Below are 24,751 nucleotides of genomic sequence, written 5' to 3' on the forward strand. Positions count from 1 at the left end.
GCACCCATGAGGACGCGGGCCGGCAATCGCCGGCCTGCCCGTCCGAACCTGTCACGGTGGAGGTTTTCATGCTGCATCCGGCCTATCATCGCGAACCCTCACCCATCGCACGGCGCGCCTTCCTGGCCGGCACCGCCGCGCTGACGGTGGCCGCCGGTGCCCTGGATATCGGGCTCAGCGTGGCGGCCCCACCGCGGCGCTTCGGGCATGGTGATTTTCAGATCGATGTGTTCAGCGACGGTTTCATCACCCTGTCGGACGCCATCATCACGCCGGATGCGGGCCCCTCCGAACGGGCCGATATCATCCGGCGCCTGGGCGGACGGGCGGGCATGGCTGACATCCCCGTCAACATCCCCCTGATCCGGGCCGGTCAGGCGCTGATCCTGGTCGATACCGGGTCGGGGGACAAGTTCCAGCCGTCGGCCGGGCGGCTGCGCGACAATCTGCGGGCCGCCGGGGTCGATCCGGCCGCCATCACCCATGTTGTGCTGACCCATGCCCATCCGGACCACTCGGGCGGCGTGGTGCTGCCGGGTGGGGGGCTGTGTTTTCCCAACGCCAGTTATCACGTATCGGCGGCGGAATGGGATTTCTGGATGGGGCCGGACCCGGATGCGCGCTATCCGGGCTTGCGCGACTTCGTGCCCGGCGCCAAGCGCGACCTGGGTGCTGTTGCCGACCGTCTGGTCAGGCTGAAAGATGGGGACGAGGTGGTGATGGGCCTGCGTGTCCTGGCCACGCCGGGCCACACGCCGGGCCATATCTCCCTGGAACTGGCGGGGGATGACGGCTTGCTGATTACGGGCGACGCCATCACCAATGTCGTCGCGTCATTCGAACATCCTGGCTGGCGCTTCGGCTTCGACACCGACCAGGACCAGGGGGTGGCCACCCGCCGTCGTCTGATCGACCGGGCAGCAACGGAGAAGCTGCGCATGCTTGGCTATCACTGGACTGCGCCCGGCTTCGCCATCGCCGAACGGCACGGCAGCGCCTATCGCCATGTGGCGCTGGCCTGAACAGGAACGGTCGCTTCCCGACGCGTCCCCCAAACCGGTCGCCGGCAGACACTTTACGGCACTTCGACGAGGGCAGATCGGGCGGCCGCTTACACCATTCGCTAACACCTAAATATGATTCCGCTGACACCTGACCCGAGCCAGCATCATGTACGTCTCAGTTCATAGAAAGACGTCCAGTGTCCAGCCACTTGCTCGTCTGTGTCATCGATGATGATCCATCGCTTTGCGCCGCCCTGGAAAATCTCCTGCGTTCATACGGCTATCGCGCCATGGCCTATGGTTCTGCTGAAGAATTCCTCGCCGGCGCGGATGTGATCAGGGCTGATTGCGTTATCAGCGACATCCAGATGCCCGGAATGTCCGGTATCGACTTGCGGCTGTCGCTGGCTGGTTTACGGCCGGATTTGCCCGTCATCCTGATGACGGCGCACACAGAACGCTTCCTGCTGGACCGGGCCGCTGCCACCAACCCGTCGCGCATTCTTCAGAAGCCGTTCGATGCGCAGGACCTTGCGGAATGCCTGACGGTCGCCATGGGGACCGTGGATACGGCTATGCCGGGACTGAATCGGCCATGACGGACGATATCGCGGATCTGATTTCCGAAAGCCTGATCGTGCGCGACATGCCGGGGCACGTCACGCTCTGGAACCGGGCGTCCGAACGGCTATACGGCTTGTTGGCGGTCGCGGCCCTGGGGCAGAAGCTGCATGATCTGCTGGGGACGCGCTACCTGTTCCCGATGGCCGATATCGAAGCACGGTTGCTGGCAGCCGGCATCTGGGAGGGTGAGGTCGGACGTCGTGCCTCTGATGGGCGCGAACTGTCGATTGAGGTGCGCTGGACCCTGCGCCGTGATGCCGGTGGACTACCGGTCGATATCGTGGAAACCGGGCGCGATATCTCGGCGCTGAACACCCTGGAACAGGAAACGCGGCTGGCGGCGCATCGCTACCGAAATCTGTTTCAAGCCATGGCGGCCGCGTTCTGGGAAATGGATTTCAGCCGCGTGCGCATAATGATCGGCAGCCTGATGGCGTCGGCTGTCACGGACCTGCCCCGATATATGGCGGAGAACCCGGACTGGGTGGTCGAGGCAATGCGTGCCGTTCTTGTGGTTGACGTCAATGACAAGGTCATCTCCCTGTTCGGGGCCACCCAGCGTGAGGAGTTGTCGGCGGCCATGTCGCCTGGTGCTTTGCACCGCAAAGCCGCCACGTCTTTGCCGAAAGCCTGTTCCGCTCCGTCGGGCTGGATGCGATGGCACATGAAAGCGTGCGGTGTTTCCTTGATACGCCCCGACCGGACGTACCCGGCTGTTTTTTGCTGGATGTGCGCATGCCCGGTATCGGCGGTCTGGAGTTTCAGGCGCAGCTTCAGGGGTTGGGCATCTGGCCTGCCCGTGCATGGCGATACTCCCATGTCCGTGCGGGCCATGAAGGCGGGTACCGTGGATTTCCTGCCAAAGCCCTGTCGCGACCAGGACCTGCTGGATGCGGCCGACCATCTGCGTTCCCTTTATGAAATATTGTCGCCGCGGGAACGTCAGGTGATGGCCCTTGTCACCGCCGGTCGCCTGAACAAGCAGGTCGCGGGCGACCTGGGTCTGTCGGAAATCACGGTGAAGATCCATCGCGGTGCCGCCATGCGCAAGATGGGCGCCCGAACCCTTGCCGATCTGGTCCGTATGGCAGAAGCGCTGAAGCTAGTCAGCCCCCCGGGCAGTACCCCCTATACGCAGGTATGAGCGGGTTACATCCAAGGACAATTGGTTAACGGCATCATCCGGCGCATCGTAACGGCACCCCGATCTGCGGGGGTAAGCGATCACCGGAGATATCCCGATGTCGGCGACCCAGCCAATCGACAGGGCGCGCACCGCGCTGCTGTTCGTTGATCCGTACAATGATTTTCTGGCGCCGGAAGGCAAGCTCTGGCCTATGGTCGCGTCCGTGGCCACGGAACTGGGCCTGCTGAACAATCTGCGCAAGGTGGTGGCCGTCTCCCGTGGCGCCGGCCTGCCCGTCATTATCGTCCCGCATCACCGCTGGAAAGACGGCGATCTTGACGGCTGGGACCATCCCAACCCCTATCTGCTGGGGGGATATCAGCACAGGGTGTTTGAAGCCGGGAGTTGGGGCGGGGAATGGTTTCCTGAATTCGCGCCCCAGCCGGGCGATCTGGTCGCCACCGAACATTGGGGTTCCAGCGGCTTCGCCAATACCAACCTGGATTTCCTGCTGAAACAGAAGGGTATCAGCCGCGTCATCCTGATCGGGCTGATCGCCAATACCTGCATCGAATGCACGGGCCGCTATGCCGTGGAGCTGGGCTACCACGTCACCCTAGTCCGTGACGCCACCGCCGCGGCCAGCCCCGAGGCCATGCGCGCGGCGCACGAAATCAACGGCCCCACCTATGCCCACGCCATCGTGACCGCCGCCGAACTGCTGGCCACCCTGACCATTCCGAACATTTGAGGAGAGCTGGAAATGGATGCATTGTCCTTCGACCACACCGCCCTGACCGCGCCCAACCGCACTGTGGAGGTGGGCGGGCGCCGCCTGGCCTATCGCCGCTTCGGGCACGGCCCCGACCTTGTCCTTTGTGTCCGGTTCCGGGGCACGATGGATAGCTGGGACCCACTGTTCCTGGACCTTCTGGCGCGCGATTTCACTGTCACCGTCTTCGACTATTCCGGCCTGGGCCTGTCCACCGGCAAGGCCAGCTATGCCAAGACGGACATGGCCCGCGATGTGGATGATCTGGTTACGGCACTGGGTCTTGGCCGCGTGGTCATCGCCGGCTGGTCGCTGGGTGGGTTCGCGGCCCAGGTCTTTGCGGCCCTTCATCCGACCAAGGTCAGCCATGTGCTGGCTATCGGCACCATGCCGCCCGGCCTGATGGTCAAGGCGCAGGAACCGGTGTTCCTGCAAACGGCCTTCAAGCCGGAATATGGTATGGCGGAGGAATATATCCTGTTCTTTGAGCCGGACAGCGCCCGATCCCGCGCGGCGGGCGACGCCTCCGTGGCGCGCATCGCGTCGCGGTCCATCGTGGTGGATGCCGTCACCCCGCCTGCTGTGATGATCCAGTCGGTGATCGAAAGTTCCGACCCGACCACGCCCTTTCCCGACCCCGATGGCGCCTATCAAGCCTTTTACCGCTCCACCGACATTCCCGTACTGGCCTTGTCGGGCGACCATGACATCATGTTCCCGGTGGAAAACTGGTACGCCATGAACGACCTCTGGCCCACCCTGTTCGTGGCCACCTGGCCCGATAGCGGCCACGGGCCGCAGCACCAGTATCCGGGACTGAGCGCAGACTTGATCGCCAGCTTCGTGAAGAACAATCCGCGGTCGGCCTGAGTGCCGCCGGCGGCCATCTTTTACCGGCGGCCAGAGATTTTGACCGACGGGCTTATCCATGGAGGGGAAAAATGCTGCTTGGATTGTCGATTGAGGCTTTCACGCTTCTGCATGTCATCATCTCTCTGATCGGGATCGCCACGGGGCTCACTTGGCTGCTGGCCACCATTGGAGGCCGGTGGTTGAGCCGGATGAACGCGGTGTTCCTTGTCACCACGATCGTCACCACCGTAACGGGTTTCATGTTCCCGATCACGGCCTTCACGCCGGCCCTGGGGATCGGTGGCGTGTCGCTGGCGGTACTGGCCGTGGCTGTAGCCGCCCATTGTCGCCGTTGGCCCGTGACCTACATCGTGACGGCAACTATCGCGCTTTACCTCAATTGCTTCGTTGCGGTGGTGCAGGCTTTCCTGAAAGTTGGGCCATTGAACAACCTTGCCCCAAGTGGCAGCGAGCCTCCCTTCGCCCTTGCCCATGGGGCGCTGTTTCTGGCGTTCGTGGCCATGGGTTGGCTTTCCGCCCGGCGGCGGCCTTTACCAGCTTGAATATTGCTGTCCGTACCCTGGCGGCTCCGCTTCAAGTTGCCGTCTTCACCGTTTTAGAAGACCACAAAACTCGCCATGAACGGGCGCTATCCCGACAATAGCTCCCTGTCCGTCAAAGGAGGTTACGGCCAGTACCGGGCTGTGACAAGGCTCCGCCCTCATTGACCCATCTTGAAAGCGCCTCACGCCCGGCCATGGGCGCCGTGAGTTGAACAACCGGGCTCATGATCTCGCCTCGTGAGATTCGATCAGCCAGAGCTGCCGATCCATCCCACGGGTGACCTGGGTGAACAAGTCGGCAGTGACAGGATCTCCATGGCTAGTGGACAGGCCAATCGCTTCACGGGCCGACTGGCCAAAGGCGCTGAACGCCTGCGACAGCGCAAAGATGTGCTGCCGGGCCTCGGCCACCCCCAATGGATAGGGTACAAGGAATGATCGTTCAGCCGCCACATGAACGCTGCCATAGGCCGTGCCGCCCAGAGCGGCGGCTCGTTCCGCCATCAGGTCTGCATAAGTGCCGACTTCGATGGCGGCATTATCGAACATTTCATGTACAGCTGAAAAACTGCTGCCGCGAACGTTCCAGTGTGCCTGCTTGACCTGGGCATGCAAATCAACGGCCGCAGCCAAATGCCTGTTCAGCAGTTCAACCGACTGACCGCGTGTGTTTTCCGATAGGGTGTTGTGAGTGTATTGCATCATCGATCTCCCTTTTTGGCATTAAATCATAAATTATTGAGCCGTTAGGTATAAGTTTCGGAAAATACCTAAATCCAAAAGTGGTATATAAAGGTTATATTTTATGTATACTTATTATGAAATTACGCTACACTTCATTAAGTTTTCTGAAAATATATGATCGGTGACTTCACCATGAACCCCAGAATCCCGAGACCTGAGGACGCTCCACGCCGTGAAAACGGCATGGATATTGTTGCCATCGGCGCGTCAGCAGGCGGTTTGGAGGCCGCCATCCGGCTCTTGGAAGCACTGGACGATGGCGGCGGGGCTAGTTTCATCCTGGTCCAACATCTGGCCCCCAATCATGACAGCCTGCTGGTCGATCTTCTGACCGCCCATACGGCTCTCCGTGTCCAGCAGATCACCGAGGGTATGGAATTACTGCCGGGCCATGTCATGGTCATACCGCCCGGCGCCTATCTGTCAGTCGTCGCCGGTCGCCTGCATTTGATGTCCCCGCCGCGCGGCAAGGGCGCCCGCCTGCCCTTCGACTTCCTGTTGGCCTCACTGGCCCGGGATTTTGGTGACCGTGTGGTTTGTGTCGTCCTGTCGGGTACGGGTACGGATGGCAGCCAGGGGCTGCGTGCCGTGAAGGCGGCGGGCGGGCTGGTGATCGTGCAGGAACCGGCGGAGGCCGGGTACGACGGCATGCCCCGCAGCGCCATGGCCACCGGTCTGGTGGATCATGTGCTGCCAGTCGCCGCGATGCCGGACATCATCCGCGGCCGCCACCGCCTGGACAATCCGCCCCCCGCCGGCGTGGGGCAGGACGGGATGACCAGCATCATCGACCTGCTGCGCACCCATACACCCTACGACTTCACGCTCTACAAGCCGGGGACGCTGCGGCGGCGTATTGATAGGCGCATGTCCATGGCCGGCATCGCCACCGATAGTCTGCCGGATTACTTGGATCTGCTGCGCAGCGATCCGACGGAGCGCGACAACCTTGCCAAGGACATGTTGATTAATGTCACGGAGTTTTTCCGTGACCCGAAAGTGTTCGAACTCCTGGCTGCAACCGTCGTTCCTGGCCTGATCCGGGGCAGGTCGGCAGACAATCACCTGCGCCTATGGGTTGCCGGATGCAGCACCGGGCAGGAAACCTATTCCCTGGCGATCCTGTTTCTGGAACAGATCGCCCTGGCCGGTTTGGCGATGAAGCTGCAGCTTTTCGCCTCCGACGTCGATCCAGATGCCGTCGCCACCGCGCGCGACGGCTGGTATCCAGCGAATATTGCCGAGAATGTTTCTGCCGAGCGGCTAGCTCAGTTTTTCATCGCCGATGGCACAGGATATAGGGTGACGCAGGAACTGCGTGGCCATATCATCTTCACTGTCCAAGACGTGCTGGCGGACCCGCCCTTTTCACGTTTGGATTTCATCTCCTGCCGTAATCTTCTCATCTACCTGATGCCGGAAGCACAGGCGCGGGTGCTGGCCCTGTTTCATTTCGCCCTGCGTGATGGTGGTTTCCTGCTGCTGGGCGGAGCAGAAACAGTGGTGCCGGCGGCGTCCGATCGGTTCGAGATCGTGTCGAAACCCGCCCGACTGTTCCGCCATGTCGGCCGCAGCCGACCGGGCGATTTCAGCGTCCTGATGAGTGCAGGGGACGGTATCCGCGCTCTGCCTCGTATCAGTACGGGCCCCGGCCTGTCGCGGCAGAATGCGCTGGCGGATTTATGCCGACAGCTGGTGATGCAGGAGTATGCACCAGCTGCGATCCTGATCAATCGAAGCCATGACTGTCTCTATTCCCTTGGGCCAACCGGTCATTTCCTGCGGGTGCCAGCCGGTCACCCGACGCAGGATCTGTTGGCCATGACAGCCCCCAGCCTGGCGGTGAAACTGCGCGCCGCCATCCAACAGCCGCACCAGGAGAAAGCCAGGATTACGATCAAGGGTGGCCAGATACGCCGCGATGGCGACATTGTTGACTTCAGCATCGCTGTGCATCCCGTAACCCACGAGGGGGAGGAATTGATGCTGGTCTGCTTCATCGACCGGGCCCCGCCCGTGATGGGCAGCGACAGCAAGGCCCCGCTTCCCCCGGAAGGACAGGCCGGCAGCCTGGCCCTTGAACTGGACCATACGCGCGCCGAACTGGAAGCGGCCATCCGCAACCTGGAACTGGCCGGGGAAGAACAGAAGGCCGTCACGCAGGAAGCCCTGTCCATCAATGAGGAGTATCAGTCCGCCAATGAGGAATTGCTGACCTCCAAAGAGGAGTTGCAATCGCTGAACGAGGAGCTGACAGCCCTGAATAGCCAGTTGCAGGAAACCCTGGACCGGCAGCGCACCACCTCGAACGACCTGCAAAACGTGCTCTACAGCACAGATGTGGCAACCATCTTCCTGGACCCCGAACTGGCCATCCGATTCTTCACGCCGGCCACCCGGTCCTTGTTCAGCATTCTTCCTGGCGATGTTGGTCGCCCCTTGGCCGACCTTAGTTCGCTGGCCGCCGATGGCGACCTGTTTGCCGATGCCCAGTCCGTCTTGCAGTCGCGCGTGCCGATCGAACGGGAGATCGAGGCGCGGACCGGCGCATGGTATCTGCGCCGGGTGTTGCCCTATCTGACGCGTGACGATCAGGTAGAAGGGGTCGTCATCACCTTCGTCGATATCACCGAGCGTCGGCGGGTGGCCGAAGCGCTGCGGATTGCCAAGCGGCAAGCCGACATGGCGAACCGGGGCAAGTCGCATTTTCTGGCTGCCGCCAGCCATGACCTGCGCCAGCCTTTGCAGACCCTGATCCTTCTTCAGGGCATCCTGGCGGGCCGGACGCAGGTGAAGCAGGATCGCGAACTGCTGGATCGGATCGGGGAAACCATCAGTGCCATGTCCGGCATGCTGAATGCCCTGCTGGACATCAACCAGATAGAGGCTGGCGTCATCGCCACCGACCTTTCGCGGTTCCCCATCGACGACCTGCTGTGCCGGATGCGGGAAGAATTCAGTTACCACGCCCACGCACGCGGCCTCAGATTGCGCGTGGTTCCTTGCAGCGTTCAGGTCTTCAGCGACCGGCGTCTGCTAGAACAGATGGTCCGCAACCTTTTGTCCAATGCCCTGAAATATACCCGCCGGGGCAAGGTGCTGCTGGGCTGCCGCCGCCGGGCGGACGGGATCAGCGTCGAAATCTGGGATACGGGCGTTGGTGTGCCAGAAGCTGAACAACAGGCGATTTTCGAGGAACATCATCAGATAACCCAGGCCGATGGAAAGCCCGGCAATGGCCTGGGCCTGGGATTGTCGATCGTCCGTCGGCTGAGCGGGCTTCTGAACCATCCCGTGCGGGTGCGGTCGGTACCAGGCAAGGGATCGGTCTTCACCATAGAGATACCGTTCCATGCGCAGTCGGCAACAGCACCTGACCTGTCCGCGCCTGACAGCCTGGACAAGGATGTCGCCATTCCAGGCAACGTCCTGGTGGTGGAGGATGATCCGGAAGTGGGTGATCTGCTGGGAATGGTTCTGCGCGACGCCGGCCACCGGGTGCTGCTGACGGTCGATGCCGGATCAGCTCACCGCCAAATGGCGGCAGAGGGCTTTCGCCCCGACCTGCTGCTGGTCGATTTTAATCTGCCGGGAGGAACGAACGGACTGGATCTGCTGACCTCCTTGCGCCGCGACCTGCATCGCGCCGTTCCCGGTCTCTTGCTAACGGCAGACATCTCGACCGAGACGTTGCGCGCTATCGCCCTGCGCAATGAATTGCAACTGCATAAGCCGGTCAATCCCACGACCTTGCTGCGCACGGTTCAGCGCTTGCTGGCCGTGCCGCCACTGGCAGTACGGATGCCGGAACCCAGCGGTGGAACGGGGGATGGCGTCACCATCCACATCATCGACGACGACGCCCTGCTGCGCGACAGCCTTCATCAGTCCCTGGAAGGGCAGGGCTGGCATCTGGTCGATCACGCCAGTGCGGAAGACTTCCTGGCGGGGCCGCGACGGACAGGGCCGCAATGTCTGCTGATCGACGCCTACCTGCCGGGTATGGGCGGCATCGACCTGTTGCTCCATCTGCGGCAGACCGGTGTCACAACCCCAGCCATCGTCATGACCGGCAGCAGCGATGTACCCGTGGCCGTGGCCGCCATGCGGGCCGGTGCAGCCGATTTCATCGAAAAACCGGTCAGCCGCATCGACCTTGTAGCCAGCATCCAGCTAGCCTTGGAACGGGCGGAAGACGACACGAAGCTGGGCACCTGGCATCTTGACGCTGCCAAGCATATCGCCGGACTGACCAAACGTCAGCAGCAGATTATGACACTTGTACTGGCCGGACATCCCAGCAAGAACATCGCCGCTGACCTGGGTATCAGCCAGCGCACCGTAGAACATCACCGGGCCGCCATCATGCGCCGGACCGGCGCGCGTTCCATCCCCGCCCTGGCGCGTATTGCATTACTGGCCGACTGGAACGGCTTGACATTGGCGCCAGAATAAAAATAAAACCCAGACCAATTCCAATAATTATAAATGTATAGTCCTAAGAATCATTTTTAAATTTCAATAATGAAAGGTATAGGTATATTCCGATAATTAGTAATAATCATCAAATCATTTATCATATCTTTGAAGCGGTTTGGATTTATCCGAACTTACAATTCAAGGATCATCACCATGCTTAAAAGCCAATTAATGTACGCACTGCCCATCGGCTTGCTGCTGCTGTCCGGCTGTTCGACACGCGATCAAGTCGCTGGATCGCAGGGGCGTGGCCACGACATCTCCGTAACGTCGCCGGGCTACACGGCCCTGAAGGCGGGGGATTATGACAAATCGACCCGTATCTTGGAGGCAGCCAACATCAAATGGCCCAACAGCCCCTATGATGAACTCAATCTGGGCGCTTCCTATCAGTCACAAGGGCGTATGGATCTGGCGGAACCGTTCCTGCGGCGGGCAATCACCCACGGTCACGGGCTAATGCCGGCTGAATCGACACAAGACTGGGGTCGCGGCATGACGGTGGAGGAGATCGCCTGCAAAAATCTGTCGATCGGACTGAAGCCTGCCACGATCGAGGGGACAGCCACACCCTGCCAGACGACCCTGGTTGTCGCTGTTATCGCCGCTCCGGGTCCGGTAGCGCCCGTTTATCAGCAGACCTCGTACAATACCTATTTCGAGTTTGACAAGGCGACACTGACCAAGGACGGCGAAGCCATTCTGCGAGAAGCCGCGAAGGAAATACGCAGCAACCCCGATCGCCGCGTCACCCTCGTGGGCAAGGCGTCCAGCATCGGAACAGATTATTACAACATGGACCTCTCACGGCAACGGGCCGAAACCGTCCGCAACGCTCTGATCGCGGCAGGCGTGCCCAGTTCTCGTATCGAGGTGCTGTGGGTTGGCGAACGGGAACTGCCGATGCAGCAGAACGATGGCAAGCGGCAACCCCTCAACCGGGTGGTGGAAGGGACCGTGAAGTAAGTCACCGATATCGTCAGGACAGCAACGGTCGGACGCGACACACCGCGCCCGACCGTTGCTGTCAGTCGAAAAGAAAGGCGCATCATGCCGATTGAAAATACCGACCTTGAACGCCGCGTCCTCGCCCATGAACGCATCCTGCAGATGCTGATCGCCCATATGACGGAAACGGAGCCGAAATTTCTGGAAAGGCTGCAAGACCGTTTCATCAAGGGTTATGATCTTGGCTCTTGCGAACATGATTTTGTCGGCACCGATGAACATGCCTGGCAATTCATCCGCCGGATCGTGCAGATTGGCACGGATCAACCCGCTGTACCGGCTGCCGTTACTGGAACGGGCCCAGAATAAATGCGGCGATCGCCATGACGGCAATGACTGCCGGAATGATGATGGGTGGGACAATGAAGTCCCGCCAGCCGGGTATCTGTTCGACGGCCTGCGCAACAGGTGTTGGATCCGGGATGACATCGGCGGATGGTGCGGTAATTGTTGGAGAGTGTTGGTCAGTATTTCCAGCGATCGCAGCCTTCAGCGCCTCCGCGCCAACGTCCAGGGCAAAAGACAATCCGTTGGTTGCTTCGATACGGCGCAGCGTCGTCCGCACGGTCCGCCAGGCGGTGAAGGACAAGCTGTCCATTCTCTCCTCCTCAAACTCCACCTCATAGCGCCCCGCCGGCAGCGGTTCCTCAATCTCTGGCAAAATGAATGGACGATGGAAATGAATGGTCTCGCGCGTCATACGGGCTGACATCATCATAACTCCCATTTTGACAGAATATGGGGCACACGCCGTCAACCAAAATCCGAAGCGGAATATCCCCGCTAAATACTAACATAGCATTTTACTTTCACAATATTAAAATTCATAAGGCCAAATATTAATTGAATATAGGTAAATTCCGATACTGAACATTTTTAACATTACTTAATATAATGACATATCGATCAGTGGTCGACCTGCAGTTCATCGCCTCGTCTCCATCAATCGATCCATCACCCTGTCCCAGGGTGGTATGAAAAGGAAACACACCATGCAGAAGCCCAACACCATGTTCGCCAAGAAGCCAGCCAGCGCCACACCGGCGAGCGGCAAAACGGAACCGGCATCGGAAACGAAGCATGCTCCCGTCACCCATGTTGACAAGCATGATGCCGGCACGAATGCCAAGCACGCACAGAAGAAGTAGCGCCTTGGCTACGCCAGTGCTTGGACGCCCCTCTGGGCGCTGGCGTCCTTCTTTGACTGACAGAACCACCGGAGAACATCATGAAACGTGTCACCATTGCGCTGGCCGCCTTGGCCTTTCTCGCACCTTCACTGGGTGGCACCGCCTTTGCGCAGGGCACTCCCCAGACCATGGCCCTGTCACAGGTGGATCTTTCGACCTTGGCCACCGGCTACCGCACTTCCAAGGTGGTGGGCAGCAAAGTTTTCAATTCGGCTGGCGAAACGGTTGGGACCATCGACGATCTGATCGTCACGCCCAATGACAAGATCCCGTTCGCCGTCCTGTCCGTTGGGGGCTTCCTGGGCGTCGGTTCCAAATATGTTGTCGTGTCCTATGCGGCGCTCGCCGTCGAAAACAAGAAGATGATCTTGAAGGACGCCACCAAGGAGTCCCTGAAGAACCTCCCTGAATACAAGTACACCCATTAACATCGTCCCATCCGGAAAGGGCGGGTTCCGCCCAATCCGTGCAGCAGGACCAATTCAAGGAGCGCTTCATGGGCTTGGGCACCATTCTGTTGATTATCGTCATCGCCCTGCTGATCGCCTCCCTTCCCCGTTGGTCGCACAGCGCCAACTGGGGCTATTACCCCAGCAGCGGTCTCAGCCTTGTCCTGATCATCATCGTGATCCTGCTGTTGCTGGGGCGGATATGACAGATCATCGCATCATCCCCCTTAAGGAGATCGAGATGTCCCGTAAAACCCTGCCGCTGCCATTGCTGTTCATCATGAAGTTTCCGGCCACGTCGTTGCTGTCCGCCTGTCACACCATGGCGGGTGCGGGCGAAGACATTACCAAGACCGGCAATGCCATCGAGAAAAGTGCGGACAAGCACACTCCTTGACCCTGTCCGAATGACTTCCAGGCCTCATCCTGATCCCCACGGCTGGCAAGGGGGGATAACGGCGCTGGGATGCGCCGTGTGACTGGCCTATCCTACGCGATGTTCCGTGCCCTGGGCCGGGCCATGCAGCCCATCATCCACCCTTGAGGCGCCAGAACCCCGGGGGAGACCCATGGCCGACAAGCCGATGCTGGAAGGGCCGATTTCGGGACTGTCCTTATCCGCCCTGTCCGCCCGGCTGGAAATCAATGAGCACGGGCTGACGTCGGCCGAAGCGGTCCGCCGCTTGCGACGGTTCGGGCCTAATCAGGCCATGCCCCAGCATCGCCAGCCCCTGTGGCGGCAAGTTCTGGGCCGTTTCCTCAATCCTCTGGTGCTGATCCTGCTGTTCGCCAGTGCCCTATCGGCGGCAACGGGCAATCTGGCCAGCTTCACCATCGTGCTGACCATGGTGGCGTTGAGCGTCACCCTGGACATGGTGCAGGAGCGCCGCGCGGAAAACGCCGTCGATGCCTTGCGGCGCAGCGTCGCCGTGACCGTCCGCGTTCTGCGCGACGGCAGGGAACTGGCATTGCCCATGGAAACGCTGGTGCCGGGCGACGTTGTCCGGCTGGCCGCCGGCGATCTTGTGCCCGGCGATTGCCGGCTGCTGGAGGCGCTTGACCTGTTCGTCAATCAAGCCCTGCTGACCGGAGAACCGTTTCCCGCCCCAAAACAGGTCGACGGGCCAGATACACCAACTGACGATATGACCGCTGCCACCGATACACTGTTCATGGGCACCTCTGTCGTGAGCGGTACGGGCACAGCGATCCTCTGTCGTAGCGGCTCCGCCACCGCCTTCGGGCAGTTGAGCCACAGCCTGATGGTGGAACCACCTCCCACATCGTTCGAACTGGGCATCCGGCGCTTCGGTTACCTGATCCTGCGGTTGACCGTGTTTCTGGTGCTGTTCGTGCTGGCCGTGAATGTCATGTTCCACCGGCCCTGGCTGGAAAGCCTGATGTTCGCGCTGGCGCTGGCCGTCGGGCTGACGCCGGAACTGCTGCCGATGATCGTCACCGTGACCCTGGCCAAGGGGGCCACGCGACTGGCCGCCAGACGGGTGATCGTCAAGCGCCTGCCCGCCATGCACAATATCGGCGCCATGGATGTGCTGTGCACGGACAAGACCGGCACCCTGACCGAAGCCGTGATCCGCATGGTCCGGCATATCGACGCCGATGCCCGGGACAGCGAAAAGGTCCTGCGCCTTGCTTATCTGAACAGCCATTTTGAAAGCGGCATCCGCAGCGCGCTGGATGAAGCCATCCTGGCCTTCCGCCCGCTGGACGTTACCCGCTGGACCAAGATCAACGAGGTGCCGTTCGATTTCGAACGCCGCCGCGTGTCGGTGCTGGTGAGTGACGGCGCGGATCGCGTGCTGGTGGTCAAGGGTGCGCCAGAGGATGTGCTGCGCCAATCCACCCATTACGATGCCGGCGATAAGGGCATCCAGCCGCTGGACCCGGCGGCCCGCGCCCGGATGCTGCACATGTTCGCGCAATTGGGGGAACAGGGCCTGCGGGTGCTGGCCGTCGCCTCCCGCGCCATGGATGCCAGTCATGTCTCTGCACGACTGGATGACGAGGCCGAACTGGTCTTCGCCGGATATGCCCTGTTCCTGGATCCGCCCAAGGCCAGCGCCGCCGCGGCCCTGCGCGCTCTGACCGATGCCGGTGTAGCTGTCAAGGTGTTGACGGGTGACAATGAACGGGTGACGCGGCATGTCTGCGAAACCCTGGGCTTCCCCATCAACGGTCTGATCACCGGGGACGAGTTGCAGGTGATGAGCAGCGATGCGTTGCGGGCGCGTCTGAACGGCGTCAATGTCTTCTGCCGGATGACCCCACAACAAAAGGAACGGGTTCTGCTGGCCTACAAGCATGCCGGCAGGGTCGTGGGCTTTCTGGGGGACGGGATCAATGATGCGTCGGCCATCCATGCCGCCGATGTCGGTATCGCTGTAGACAGCGGCGCCGACGTGGCTAAGGAGGCGGCGGGGTTGGTGCTGCTGGACCACGACCTGTCGGTGGTAGTCGATGCAGTAATGGAAGGACGGCGCACCGTGCGCAATGTCACCAAATACATTCTGATGGGCAGCAGTTCCAATTTCGGCAACATGTTCAGCATGGCCGGCGCCGCCCTGTTCCTGCCCTTCCTGCCGATGCTGCCCACCCAGGTCCTGCTGAACAACCTGCTTTACGACGCCTCGGAAGCAGGCATTCCGCTGGACAATGTCGATGCCGACAGCCTGGCCCGGCCCGTCCATTGGAACCTGACGTTGATCCAACGGTTCATGCTGGTGATGGGACCGGTCAGTTCCGCCTTCGATTTCCTGACCTTCTACGTGCTTCTGCATGTGTTCGGCGCGGGCGAAGCTCTGTTCCAGACGGGCTGGTTCGTGGAAAGCCTGGCCACGCAGGTGCTGGTCATCTTTGTCATCCGGTCGCGGCACCTGTCCTGGCGCAGCCGGCCCAACCCGGTACTGGCCGCGGCAGCGGTGGGCATTGCCATCCTGGGGGCGCTCTTGCCCCTGTCACCCATCGGCCCGTGGTTCGGTTTCGTGACACCGCCGCCGGCCTTCTACCTGTTCCTGGCGCTGTCGGTCCCAGCATATCTGGTGATGATGGAGGGGATGAAGCGGCTGTTCTTTCGCTACATCGCCCCTTCCAACTGAGCTTGCGTCCTGGCGGTCATATCTGGCCGCACCAGCACATGATGGGTGGCTCCGTCATCGTCAAGATCCAGGGAATTCGCCCCGTCCAGCCTGCGTCCGTCGAGTTGGATGGACACGGAATCCCAGCGCTCGCCACCCCTGTTCTCAATTTTAATGTCGTACCTTGCCGTTCCATGGCGGAACATGATCCGCACCTCCGGCCAGTCGGGCGGCAAGCGCGGATCGATCATCAGACGGTTGCCCTGTTGACGCAGGCCCAGGACGGCTTCCATACCCGCCCGCTGCATCCAGCCGGCAGCACCCGTGTACCACCCCCAGCCCCCGCGCCCGACATGCGGCGCCACAGAATAAATGTCGGCAGCAACCACATAGGGTTCCAACCGGTAGCGTCGCACCGCGTCGGGGTCGCGCGCGTGATTGATCGGGTTCAGCATATGCAGCAGATCGGCGGCCGGTCGGTTGCGGCCCAGCGCCGCCAGCGCCATGACGGACCAGAGGGCCGCATGGGTATATTGCCCGCCATTTTCCCGGATACCGGCTGGATAGGCCTGGACATAGCCGGGATCGGGCTGGCTTTGCACGAAGGGCGGGGTGAAAAGCAGGGCTAGGCCCTCCCGTTGCCGGACCAGATGCGTTTCCACGGCCTGCATCGCCCTGGCCGCCTTGTCCGGGTCACCGGCGCCCGAAAGGACAGACCAGCTTTGGGCAATGGCATCAATCCGGCATTCCTCCCGCTGGGCTGAACCCAGCGGCGTTCCGTCATCAAAATAGCCACGCCGATACCAATCGCCGTCCCAGCCATCCTCATTCAAGGCCACCCGCAATGCGGCGGCTTGTTCACGCCAGCCGCCGGCACGCGGATCGCCGCGTGCTTGCGCCAGATCGGCGAAACGCATCAGGGTGGTGAACAGCAGCCAACCCAGCCAGACACTTTCCCCCCGTCCCCCCTCCCCGACGCGGTTCATCCCGTCGTTCCAGTCGCCTGTCCCCATCAGTGGCAGGCCGTGGGATCCCATGATCAGGCTGGCATCCAGCGCGCGGGCGCAATGGTCGAACAGGTTGACGCTTTCCTCGGCGGGGGACGGATGGAAGAAGCTGTCATGTTCGCCTTCATGCAGCCCTGGCCCGTCCAGAAAACCTACCTTCTCATCCAGTACCGGCAGATCACCCGTTGTCTCCACATAGTGGGCAGCGGCATAGGCCAGCCAGATCCTGTCGTCGGAGATGCGGGTACGGACGCCGCGTCCCGATGGCGGCAGCCACCAATGCTGCACGTCGCCTTCCACGAACTGCCGCCCCGCCGCACGCAGCAGATGGGCCCGCGTCAAGTCCGGGCGCGTGATGGCCAGCGCCATGCCATCCTGCAACTGGTCACGGAAGCCATAGGCGCCGCTGGCCTGGAAGAAGGCTGCCCGCGCCCAGAGGCGGCAGGACAGTGTCTGATACAGCAGCCAGCCATTCAGCATGATATCTAGCGACCGGTCAGGTGTGGTCACCTGCACCTTGCCCAGGATCTGCCGCCATTGCCGGCTGACCGCCCCCATGACGGCGTCCAAGTCGGCTTCGCGGTACCGGGTGACCAAGGCGCGGGCGGCATCCGCATTCTCCGCCTGACCCAGCAGGAACACGATCTCCACCTTTCCATCGGGCGGCAGCTGGATGCGGGTCCGCAGGGCCCCGCAAGGGTCCAGGCCGGCCCCCACCCGCTTCGACAATGGTCCCATGCCGGCCAGCGCCAACGGATGGGCCAGTGTGCCGTTCCGCCCAATGAACTCCCGCCGATCACCAGTCCAGTCCGTCTGTTGCCCACATAAGTCGGCAAAGGCGACATGCCCGCCAACATCCCGATTCCAGGGATTACCCGCGAACATCGCACCGGTAACGGTATCGATCGATGTGGTCACAAAGGCGCGGGTGGCGTCACGCGATGGACCCAGCACCCATTCCACATAGGCCGTCACCGTCAAGGCGCGGGGGCGGTGCGTGGAGTTATGCAATGTCAGGCGTGCAATACGGACGGGCGCATCGACCGGCACATAAAGCAGCAGATCGCTGGAGATACCGTTGGTGCGGCAACTGAAACGGCTATATCCCCAGCCATGACGGGTAATGTAGTGACCGCCCGGGTCGCGGATGGGGCTGGCGGTCGGCGACCAAAGCGCACCGCTTTCCTCGTCCCGCAGATAAAATGCATCGCCGGTTGGGTCGACGACAGGATCATTCGACCATGGAGTCAGTTGGTTCTCACGGCTGTTGCCAGCCCAGCAGAAGCCATTGCCATCCGCTGATACCTGAAAGCCGAAATCGGGATTGGCAATGACATTTATCCAAGGTGCCGGTGTTACCTGACCCGGACCCTGGATAATGACATACTCACTTGCGTTCCGGGCAAAGCCGCCAAGCCCATTGAAGAATTCCAGTTCGGGTCTCACCTGCGGGGACATGGCCGCCGCCAACCGCCGCCGCGGGATGGGGATTGGCGGGGGTGCATCGGCACCCATCCGCTGCAACTGGTCAAACAGGCTACCACGCCGCGCGACCAGCACCACCCGCGCCACGGCGTTAAGAAGGGCATGCGCCTGCGGGGTGATCAGATCGGCGCGCAGCAAATGTACGGTACCGGGTGTCGTGTCATGGCCCGCGGGCTGACGCGAACGGTTCACGCGAACCAGCGCTTCCAGCGCAGTCTGCAACTCCTGCAGATAGGAGGCCGGATGATCATTGAGGATGATCAGGTCGACCGCAAACCGCTTCATCCGCCAGTAATCGAAGGCCAGCAGCCCCTCCCGCACCACAGAGAGATCATCACTGTCCGTAATGCGCAGCAGCAGGATGGGCAGATCCCCGGAGATCCCCAGCGACCACAGGTCGGACTGCGGGGCCAACCCGTTCTGGATGAGGGCAGAAGCCGGCCGCAGAGCCGGGGTGGCATGAACCAGATGCCCCGCCAGCTGCTGAAACAGTGCGGCAGTGCCTACTCCGATGCCAAGATGGCGTAGCTGCACCTGTGCCTGGGTCCAGGCCAGGGTGGCAGCACGGGTATAGGCGGTCACATCCCGGTGCCGGTCGATCATGTCCAGCAGCGCAGCCCTGCTGTCGGCCGCCAGGGTCCAGAACGCCAGACGGGCCGTGCCCTGTGATGCCACCCGGATCGTGTGGCGCAAGGCGAAGACCGGGTCCAGGACGGTGCCTGTCGTTCCAGACAGGCTGTGTGCCGGCTCCATCGCGACGGCATCACGCAAGGACCGGCCGCGGCCCAGGAAGCGGGCCCGGTCAGTTTCAAAGCTGCTTACGCCGCCGCCATTGCCCTCCACCACCAGCATGTGTCCCAGCCAGATTTCCACCTCGTCCGGGTTCCGCCGACGACGCGTGGCGATCAGTGCGTCGCAGCCGGGCAGATATTCAGTCTGCACGAACAGCTTGGCAAAAGCCGGATGGGCGACATCGGCGACCTGCGGACAGAGCGCCAGTTCCAGATAGGATGTGACGTCCAGATGGCGTGCATGGGGGCCTTCGTTGGTGAGGGTAACCCGTCGCACCTCCGCGTCATCCTCCGCCGAGATCAGGATGTCCAACGCAGTGATCAAGGTCCCGTCATGCCGGATGAATTCCGCCCGATCTTCATGGAAAGTCACGTCATAGCTGTCAGGATCGACACCGCACGGGTGATAGGCCGCCGACCAGAGCCTGCCATCATCAAGATCGCGCAGGAAGATGCCGGTGCCGTGGCTGTCGCAGGTCGGATCCTCCCGCCAGCGGGTCAGGGCGATGGCACCGCGCCGTGTCTGGCCTGCCCCCGCAACCGTTACCATCGTCGTCATCCGCCCGTTGGACAGCAGAAGGGTTGACGGAGCCGCCTGGTGCGGGTGGGTGAAATGCCGGTCGGCCAGCGGTTCACTGACCGGGCCGGTGATGCGGGCATCCGGCCCGGCTACCCAGTGATGGGTGACTGGCACCTCAGTTGGCAACCGCTCCTGCAAAAGCAGTTCGGTCGCCCGAACCATCGGTTCGGCATGGAAGCGCGCCCGCATGATCCCGTTCAGCAGGGTATTGGCAATCGCGACGATACCCATCCCTTGATGATGGGCCATATAGGCCTGAACCAGCGCCATCCCCTGTCCCTTGGGCAGGCGCACAGGGGTGAAATCCAGGGCCTCGAAATATCCGTAATCCCCACGGGCACCCATCATCAGCAGCCGACGCAGATTACCAGCCGCCGCAGACGGATCGACCATGGCGGCCAGCATCGTGGCATAAGGCGCAATGACGATTTCCGCAGACAGGCCGCGCTTGAGGCCCAAACTGGGAACGCCAAAATTGGAGTATTGATAGGTCAGGTCAAGGTCACGGGCATTATAGGCGGACTCCGACATGCCCCATGGCACGCCCAGACGCGCCGCATAGAGGATCTGGCGATGCACAATCAGCCGGCTGGTCTGTTCCAGCAGACTGCCACCCGGCGCGCGCATCACCAGGGCAGGCATCAGATATTCGAACATTGACCCGGACCAAGAGATCAGTGCCGCACCATGGTTGGCCGGCACGACCGTGCGGCCCAGGCGGAACCAGTGGCGTGCCGGCACATCCCCCTTGGCGATGGCAATAAAGCTGGCCAGCCGCGCCTCGGACGCGAGCAGGTCGTAGCAGCTTGGGTCCGGGACATTTTCGTTCAACAAATGCCCGATGGACAGAAGCTGGCGCTCACTGTCGAACAGGAAGGTAAAATCCATCGCGGCGACTAAGGCCCGTGCCCTCTGGGCCAACGCCTCCAGACGAGGGGAGAGGTCGTCGTCCTGCTGTTCATCACGATGATGGGAATGGATGCAGTCAAGACACGCCCCGGCCCAATAGGCGGCATCCGCGCCCAGTGACGCCAGCGCCGGTGCCGTCATCAAGATGGCGATCTGCTCTGCCCGCTTGGTCAGGTTGGACATGATGGTGTCCGGATCGCCTTCGCGTGACTGCTGGCGGATGACACTGGCCAGCGTGTCCAACGCCTGATCCAGGCGACCGCCGGCCTCGCTCTGCCCGGATGTAGGCCGGATATCCCGCACCAGGGCCAGTGTATCGGCCACCCCTTGCACCCGCATGGCATCAGGACAGAGGCCGGTGCGCCACATATCGCAACTGTTCGCTAACGCGACCAGATGCCCGGCCAGATTGCCGCTGTCCACGGAGGAAACATATTTCGGGTCCAGGGGGCACAGATCCGCCGTGGCATACCAATTCAGGAAATGCCCCCGATACCGCTCCAGCCGGTCCATGCTGCCCATGGTCGCTTCCAGCCGGTCCAGGGCATCATGGGTGCCGATCCAACCGAAATCCCGGGCGGCAGCCACCGACAGCAAGTAAAGGCCGATATTGGTGGGAGAGGTCCGGCGTGCCAGTACGGGCACGGGGGTTTCCTGGAAGTTGTCAGGCGGCAGCATATTGTCTTCGGCGGTAACAAACCGTTCGAAGTAACGCCATGTGCGGCGCCCGGTCAGACGCAGGATCGTCTCCGCCTGCTCATCCGGATGATCCGCTTCCCGGCCCTGCGTAGGCCGGCTGATCCGTTCGGCAATGAAGGGCGATAACAACCAGGACAGGGTAAAAGGCAGGCAGAGCAGCCAGTTCCCATCGCCCGCCGCCAGAGCCACCGTAAATCCGCCAACGGCTAGGATCGGCGCGCCGGCCATGCGTTTGAAACTTCCAACCAATGTCAGGCGCGGGGCCATCGAGGTCTGAGCCGCAGGAACCCATTGCAGCAGATGCCGGTGGCTGAACCACAGGCGCCAGAGCGTGCGCAGGACCGCATCCATCAGCATCCAGGCTTGGTGGGCCAGGAAACCACCCGTCAAGGCAGCGAGAACCATGGCCCGTTGAACCTCAGCCACCAGCGCACGCAGATGGCCCGACCATCGAATGCCTGTCTGGGCCGGCCACAGAGCGGTGACGATGGGAAACAAGGGTGGGGCCAACAGCAGGACACCATTGAACAACGTCCACGCCAGGCCGGCCGCGAATGGCAAGGTCCAACCCAGCACCAGTGAAAGGACCATAAGGGGGGCCACCAGGGTGCGGCGCAGATTGTCCAGCATTTTCCATCGGCCAACGGCAGGCACCAAGCCATTCACCCGGCTTGGATCAGTGGCAGCATAGCCGCGCCCCATCAGCCAGGGCAGCAACTGCCAGTCCCCCCGAGCCCAGCGGTGGTGGCGCAAGGCATCCAGCTCGTAGCGGGTGGGAAAATCCTCCACCAGTTCCACATCGCTGACCAGGGCGGCCCGCGCGAAATTGCCCTCGAACAGGTCATGGCTCAAAACCGTGCCATCCGGGACGCGCCCAGCCAATGCCAGTTCGAAAGCGTCGATGTCATAGATGCCCTTGCCGGCATAGGACCCTTCCCCGAACAGATCCTGGTAATGATCGGATATGGCGGCGGCATAGGGATCGATGCCATTCAGGCTGGAAAAGATGCGCTGGAACAGCGATCCGGCCCGCCCGACCGGCAACGAAGGTGTGATACGGGGCTGCAGCAGGCCAAAGCCTTCGACCACCCTGCCCTCCACCGGATCAAAGCGGGGCCGGTTCAAGGGATGCGCCATCTTGCCAATCAACCGGCGGGCGGCATCGCGTGGCAGGCGTGTGTCGGCGTCCAGGGTCAGGACATAGCGCACCCCGACGGGCACCGCGCCCTCTTCCATCTCCAGAAAGCCGGTATCGGTCGCACCACGCAGCAGGCGGTTCAACTCGTGAAGCTTGCCCCGCTTACGCTCCCACCCCATCCAGCAGCCTTCGCCCGGACACCAGACACGCTTGCGATGCAGCAACAGGAACCGTGGACCACCGGGGCCCGGTCCATAACGTGTGTTCAGTCGCGCAATCCCGTCGCGGGCTGCGTTCAACAGAATGTCATCAGCTTCCGTCTGTTCCGTGGGGGCATCGGTCCAGTCGGACAGCAGTGCGAACTGCAGATCGCCGTCGGGACTGGCGAGGTGGTGCACCTCAAGCTGCGCCACCTGCTCGGCGATGGCACCGGGTGTGGTCAGCAAGGTGGGCACAGCGACCAATGTCCGTAGGTCTGCCGGCACCCCCTCCTTCAACGCCAGACCTGGAAGAGCTGTGGCCCCGATCCCCAGCGACAGGACGCGGTTGAACAATGCCATGGCGACATCAATGCAGGGAATGAATGACACCAGGCCTAAAGTAATCAGGGCCAGCGCCCCCGCCCCCGTCTCTGCCAGCAGGTGCAGAGCCGCCAGCAATATCAAACCGGCGATCAGGACAATCGACCCGACATAAAGACCAAGACCCATGGACCGCATATACCGGGCAGGCCGCTGCCCCCAGCGTGGGCGGTAACCGATGTGACGTTCGAAAGCCGGACGTCCGCGCGCCAGCAGGTGATATCCAGGATCACGGCGGCGCGGATCGGCGGTATCCTGCGTCTGCGCCACCGCCAGAACCTGCCGCGTGACGTCCAGTTCAGACCGTCTACTGCATCTCGACATATCCTCAATGGCGCTGCGGTACAGGTTACGGGTTAAAAAATCCATCCTGGGATAATCAGCCACCGTCGCTAAAAGATCATCGACGGGACTCGCCTTTTCAAAAAGCTCCTTCCAATCTACATCGCCGATGCGGCGCAGACTGGTAATGATGTTGCGGACCGTGACATTGGTGCCACCCTGCCGTCGATGGACGTCGTTAACCATTTCATCCGCTGTCGTAGCCCTTGACGCCAGCCTCCGGTCCAGCCAGACCAGCACCGGAATCGTGTCCGGGTCCTGGTCACGCAGCCGGTGCAGCAGTTGCACCACCATGGCCGGCGGCAATGCATCGTCCTGCAGCATCTGGATGGCTTTGGCCGAAGCTTCCTCGACGGGGCCGCCCCCAGCCAGTAGTGCGTCCGCGATCATATCCGCTTGCTGCCGTGCATCCCGATTAACCAGAGTCTGTACGGCCAGACGTCGTAGATTCTCGATCAACACCATACGCAACGCGATCGAGACTGCCCAAAGCTCGCCAATGGTCAGCGGCTCCACGGACTGGTAGGCGCGCAGGTACCTGACCAGCATGTCGGCGTCGAACCTGCTGTCCGTATGTGCGACGAACGCCCAGGCCAGGCCAAAGACACGCGGATAGCCCCCGAACGGCCCCGTTGCTAGTTTCGGGAGCTGGCGATGAAAGCCCGGCGGAAGATCCCGGTCGATTTCCCGGATCTGGCGTTCGACAAGGTGGTAATTGTCAACCAGCCATTCCGATGCCGGGGTAATTGTTCTGCCCTCAGCCAGGGCGGACACGGTCTTGCGATAGGCGTCGAGGAGTACAGCAGCATTATCGGCCAGACGGGCCGCCCACGAGCTAGTCCGCGGCGGTCTTTTGGTCACAGGTTGGGCCGCCGCCAAGGAGCGGGCATGCTCCTCCAACCGTTCGATCCCGAAAAGCTCTTCCCGAATGACCTCGACACCTCGCCAGAAGGCGGGCGACGGCGCTGCGCGCAAGATATTCATGCTGTCGCCTTCTTAATAAGGTAAGCGGGCCCGGCAGAGCCCGCCTGTCTGTCCCCGGCCTTCGGTACGCGGGGCCGCGGCATTGCCCATCTCGGGCCTGCGCCTATGGGCAGTGCTCGACGGATTGATGCCCGCTGTAACTGGGAAGGCGCTTCCAGATGGAAACCGATTTAAAGATCCAGAACCTTTCTACCGATCACTTTAAAATTTTATGGCCATAAAGAACCCGCTCGGAATCTACCCATATACAAAATTAAAATTTCTTTTTTCAGTAAAAGATTACAATTCACAAAAAAACACATCCCAAACCTGACAGTGAAATAGGTATT

General features: G+C 61.6%; 17 protein-coding genes. 14 read left to right on the forward strand and 3 right to left on the reverse strand.

The features are described 5' to 3' along the window. Window positions 1-68 precede the first annotated feature (68 nt). The 6 genes from ACT6Q8_RS11585 (at window position 69) to ACT6Q8_RS11610 (ending at window position 4,941) form a co-directional block, all read left to right on the forward strand. Complete coding sequence (locus ACT6Q8_RS11585) at window positions 69-1,022, forward strand: MBL fold metallo-hydrolase (RefSeq protein ID WP_444732119.1); 954 nt, start codon at window positions 69-71, stop codon at window positions 1,020-1,022. A 179-nt stretch (window positions 1,023-1,201) separates the two neighbouring features. Next, on the forward strand, window positions 1,202-1,603 hold the full coding sequence (locus ACT6Q8_RS11590; protein ID WP_444732118.1) for a response regulator transcription factor: 402 nt from the start codon (window positions 1,202-1,204) through the stop codon (window positions 1,601-1,603). Next, entirely contained in the window at window positions 1,600-2,772 is a 1,173-nt protein-coding gene (locus ACT6Q8_RS11595; RefSeq protein WP_444732117.1) for a LuxR C-terminal-related transcriptional regulator, read from the forward strand. The genes ACT6Q8_RS11590 and ACT6Q8_RS11595 overlap by 4 nt, the downstream gene beginning before the upstream one ends. Window positions 2,773-2,869: 97 nt before the next feature. Further along, window positions 2,870-3,505, forward strand: coding sequence for an isochorismatase family cysteine hydrolase (locus ACT6Q8_RS11600; RefSeq protein WP_054170401.1), 636 nt, complete (start codon window positions 2,870-2,872; stop codon window positions 3,503-3,505). Window positions 3,506-3,517: 12 nt separating this feature from the next. Beyond that, window positions 3,518-4,396, forward strand: coding sequence for an alpha/beta fold hydrolase (locus ACT6Q8_RS11605; protein WP_444732116.1), 879 nt, complete (start codon window positions 3,518-3,520; stop codon window positions 4,394-4,396). A 71-nt stretch (window positions 4,397-4,467) separates the two neighbouring features. Continuing rightward, complete coding sequence (locus ACT6Q8_RS11610; RefSeq protein ID WP_444732115.1) at window positions 4,468-4,941, forward strand: hypothetical protein; 474 nt, start codon at window positions 4,468-4,470, stop codon at window positions 4,939-4,941. Window positions 4,942-5,163: 222 nt separating this feature from the next. On the opposite strand, the gene dps is transcribed toward ACT6Q8_RS11610, so the two are convergent. Beyond that, window positions 5,164-5,646, reverse strand: coding sequence for a DNA starvation/stationary phase protection protein Dps (gene dps, locus ACT6Q8_RS11615; RefSeq protein WP_054170403.1), 483 nt, complete (start codon window positions 5,644-5,646; stop codon window positions 5,164-5,166). Between the two features lie 222 nt (window positions 5,647-5,868). Between dps and ACT6Q8_RS11620 the strand changes: the two genes are divergently transcribed. The 3 genes from ACT6Q8_RS11620 (at window position 5,869) to ACT6Q8_RS11630 (ending at window position 11,481) form a co-directional block, all read left to right on the forward strand. Beyond that, window positions 5,869-10,140 carry a chemotaxis protein CheB gene (locus ACT6Q8_RS11620; RefSeq protein WP_444732114.1) on the forward strand — a complete coding sequence of 1,424 codons (4,272 nt, stop codon included), beginning with the start codon at window positions 5,869-5,871 and terminating at the stop codon, window positions 10,138-10,140. Between the two features lie 177 nt (window positions 10,141-10,317). Continuing rightward, window positions 10,318-11,130 (forward strand): OmpA family protein, encoded by an 813-nt coding sequence (locus tag ACT6Q8_RS11625; protein WP_082372720.1) that lies wholly within the window; start codon window positions 10,318-10,320, stop codon window positions 11,128-11,130. An 84-nt stretch (window positions 11,131-11,214) separates the two neighbouring features. Then, window positions 11,215-11,481 carry a hypothetical protein gene (locus ACT6Q8_RS11630; RefSeq protein ID WP_444732113.1) on the forward strand — a complete coding sequence of 89 codons (267 nt, stop codon included), beginning with the start codon at window positions 11,215-11,217 and terminating at the stop codon, window positions 11,479-11,481. Here ACT6Q8_RS11630 and ACT6Q8_RS11635 read toward each other — a convergent pair. Beyond that, window positions 11,459-11,872 (reverse strand): hypothetical protein, encoded by a 414-nt coding sequence (locus ACT6Q8_RS11635; RefSeq protein ID WP_444732112.1) that lies wholly within the window; start codon window positions 11,870-11,872, stop codon window positions 11,459-11,461. The two genes, ACT6Q8_RS11630 and ACT6Q8_RS11635, sit on opposite strands and share 23 nt — an antisense overlap. A gap of 292 nt (window positions 11,873-12,164) precedes the next feature. On the opposite strand from ACT6Q8_RS11635, the gene ACT6Q8_RS11640 reads away from it, so the two are divergent. The 5 genes from ACT6Q8_RS11640 to mgtA all read left to right on the forward strand — a co-directional run bounded on the left by ACT6Q8_RS11640 (window position 12,165) and on the right by mgtA (window position 15,927). Continuing rightward, window positions 12,165-12,320: a hypothetical protein gene (locus ACT6Q8_RS11640; protein WP_444732111.1), complete on the forward strand. Its 156-nt coding sequence runs from the start codon at window positions 12,165-12,167 to the stop codon at window positions 12,318-12,320. Between the two features lie 80 nt (window positions 12,321-12,400). Further along, complete coding sequence (locus ACT6Q8_RS11645; RefSeq protein WP_444732110.1) at window positions 12,401-12,790, forward strand: PRC-barrel domain-containing protein; 390 nt, start codon at window positions 12,401-12,403, stop codon at window positions 12,788-12,790. Window positions 12,791-12,858: 68 nt separating this feature from the next. Then, a complete protein-coding gene (locus ACT6Q8_RS11650) occupies window positions 12,859-13,017 on the forward strand; it encodes a DUF3309 domain-containing protein (RefSeq protein ID WP_082372722.1) in 159 nt (52 codons plus the stop codon). A gap of 35 nt (window positions 13,018-13,052) precedes the next feature. Next, the gene (locus ACT6Q8_RS11655; protein ID WP_444732109.1) at window positions 13,053-13,208 is read left to right on the forward strand and encodes an entericidin A/B family lipoprotein; all 156 of its coding nucleotides are present in this window, start codon (window positions 13,053-13,055) and stop codon (window positions 13,206-13,208) included. Between the two features lie 172 nt (window positions 13,209-13,380). After that, window positions 13,381-15,927: a magnesium-translocating P-type ATPase gene (mgtA, locus tag ACT6Q8_RS11660; RefSeq protein WP_444732108.1), complete on the forward strand. Its 2,547-nt coding sequence runs from the start codon at window positions 13,381-13,383 to the stop codon at window positions 15,925-15,927. Here the strand turns inward: mgtA and ACT6Q8_RS11665 are convergent. Further along, window positions 15,906-24,422, reverse strand: a complete 8,517-nt coding sequence (locus tag ACT6Q8_RS11665) for a GH36-type glycosyl hydrolase domain-containing protein (protein ID WP_444732107.1) — start codon at window positions 24,420-24,422, stop codon at window positions 15,906-15,908. The two genes, mgtA and ACT6Q8_RS11665, sit on opposite strands and share 22 nt — an antisense overlap. Window positions 24,423-24,751 lie beyond the last annotated feature (329 nt).

It is taken from the genome of Niveispirillum sp., from assembly GCF_052437035.1.
In the GTDB taxonomy this organism is placed as follows: Bacteria; Pseudomonadota; Alphaproteobacteria; order Azospirillales; family Azospirillaceae; genus Niveispirillum.

What these genes read in the sequence shown, in the direction of transcription:
- ACT6Q8_RS11595 (WP_444732117.1), top strand. Translation starts at nt 1,600, where the DNA reads ATGACGGACGATATCGCGGATCTGATTTCCGAAAGCCTGATCGTGCGC.
- ACT6Q8_RS11640 (WP_444732111.1), top strand. Translation starts at nt 12,165, where the DNA reads ATGCAGAAGCCCAACACCATGTTCGCCAAGAAGCCAGCCAGCGCCACA.
- ACT6Q8_RS11625 (WP_082372720.1), top strand. Translation starts at nt 10,318, where the DNA reads ATGCTTAAAAGCCAATTAATGTACGCACTGCCCATCGGCTTGCTGCTG.
- dps (WP_054170403.1), bottom strand. Translation starts at nt 5,646, where the DNA reads ATGATGCAATACACTCACAACACCCTATCGGAAAACACACGCGGTCAG.
- ACT6Q8_RS11630 (WP_444732113.1), top strand. Translation starts at nt 11,215, where the DNA reads ATGCCGATTGAAAATACCGACCTTGAACGCCGCGTCCTCGCCCATGAA.
- mgtA (WP_444732108.1), top strand. Translation starts at nt 13,381, where the DNA reads ATGGCCGACAAGCCGATGCTGGAAGGGCCGATTTCGGGACTGTCCTTA.
- ACT6Q8_RS11600 (WP_054170401.1), top strand. Translation starts at nt 2,870, where the DNA reads ATGTCGGCGACCCAGCCAATCGACAGGGCGCGCACCGCGCTGCTGTTC.
- ACT6Q8_RS11635 (WP_444732112.1), bottom strand. Translation starts at nt 11,872, where the DNA reads ATGACGCGCGAGACCATTCATTTCCATCGTCCATTCATTTTGCCAGAG.
- ACT6Q8_RS11645 (WP_444732110.1), top strand. Translation starts at nt 12,401, where the DNA reads ATGAAACGTGTCACCATTGCGCTGGCCGCCTTGGCCTTTCTCGCACCT.
- ACT6Q8_RS11655 (WP_444732109.1), top strand. Translation starts at nt 13,053, where the DNA reads ATGTCCCGTAAAACCCTGCCGCTGCCATTGCTGTTCATCATGAAGTTT.
- ACT6Q8_RS11665 (WP_444732107.1), bottom strand. Translation starts at nt 24,422, where the DNA reads ATGAATATCTTGCGCGCAGCGCCGTCGCCCGCCTTCTGGCGAGGTGTC.
- ACT6Q8_RS11610 (WP_444732115.1), top strand. Translation starts at nt 4,468, where the DNA reads ATGCTGCTTGGATTGTCGATTGAGGCTTTCACGCTTCTGCATGTCATC.
- ACT6Q8_RS11585 (WP_444732119.1), top strand. Translation starts at nt 69, where the DNA reads ATGCTGCATCCGGCCTATCATCGCGAACCCTCACCCATCGCACGGCGC.
- ACT6Q8_RS11605 (WP_444732116.1), top strand. Translation starts at nt 3,518, where the DNA reads ATGGATGCATTGTCCTTCGACCACACCGCCCTGACCGCGCCCAACCGC.
- ACT6Q8_RS11620 (WP_444732114.1), top strand. Translation starts at nt 5,869, where the DNA reads ATGGATATTGTTGCCATCGGCGCGTCAGCAGGCGGTTTGGAGGCCGCC.
- ACT6Q8_RS11650 (WP_082372722.1), top strand. Translation starts at nt 12,859, where the DNA reads ATGGGCTTGGGCACCATTCTGTTGATTATCGTCATCGCCCTGCTGATC.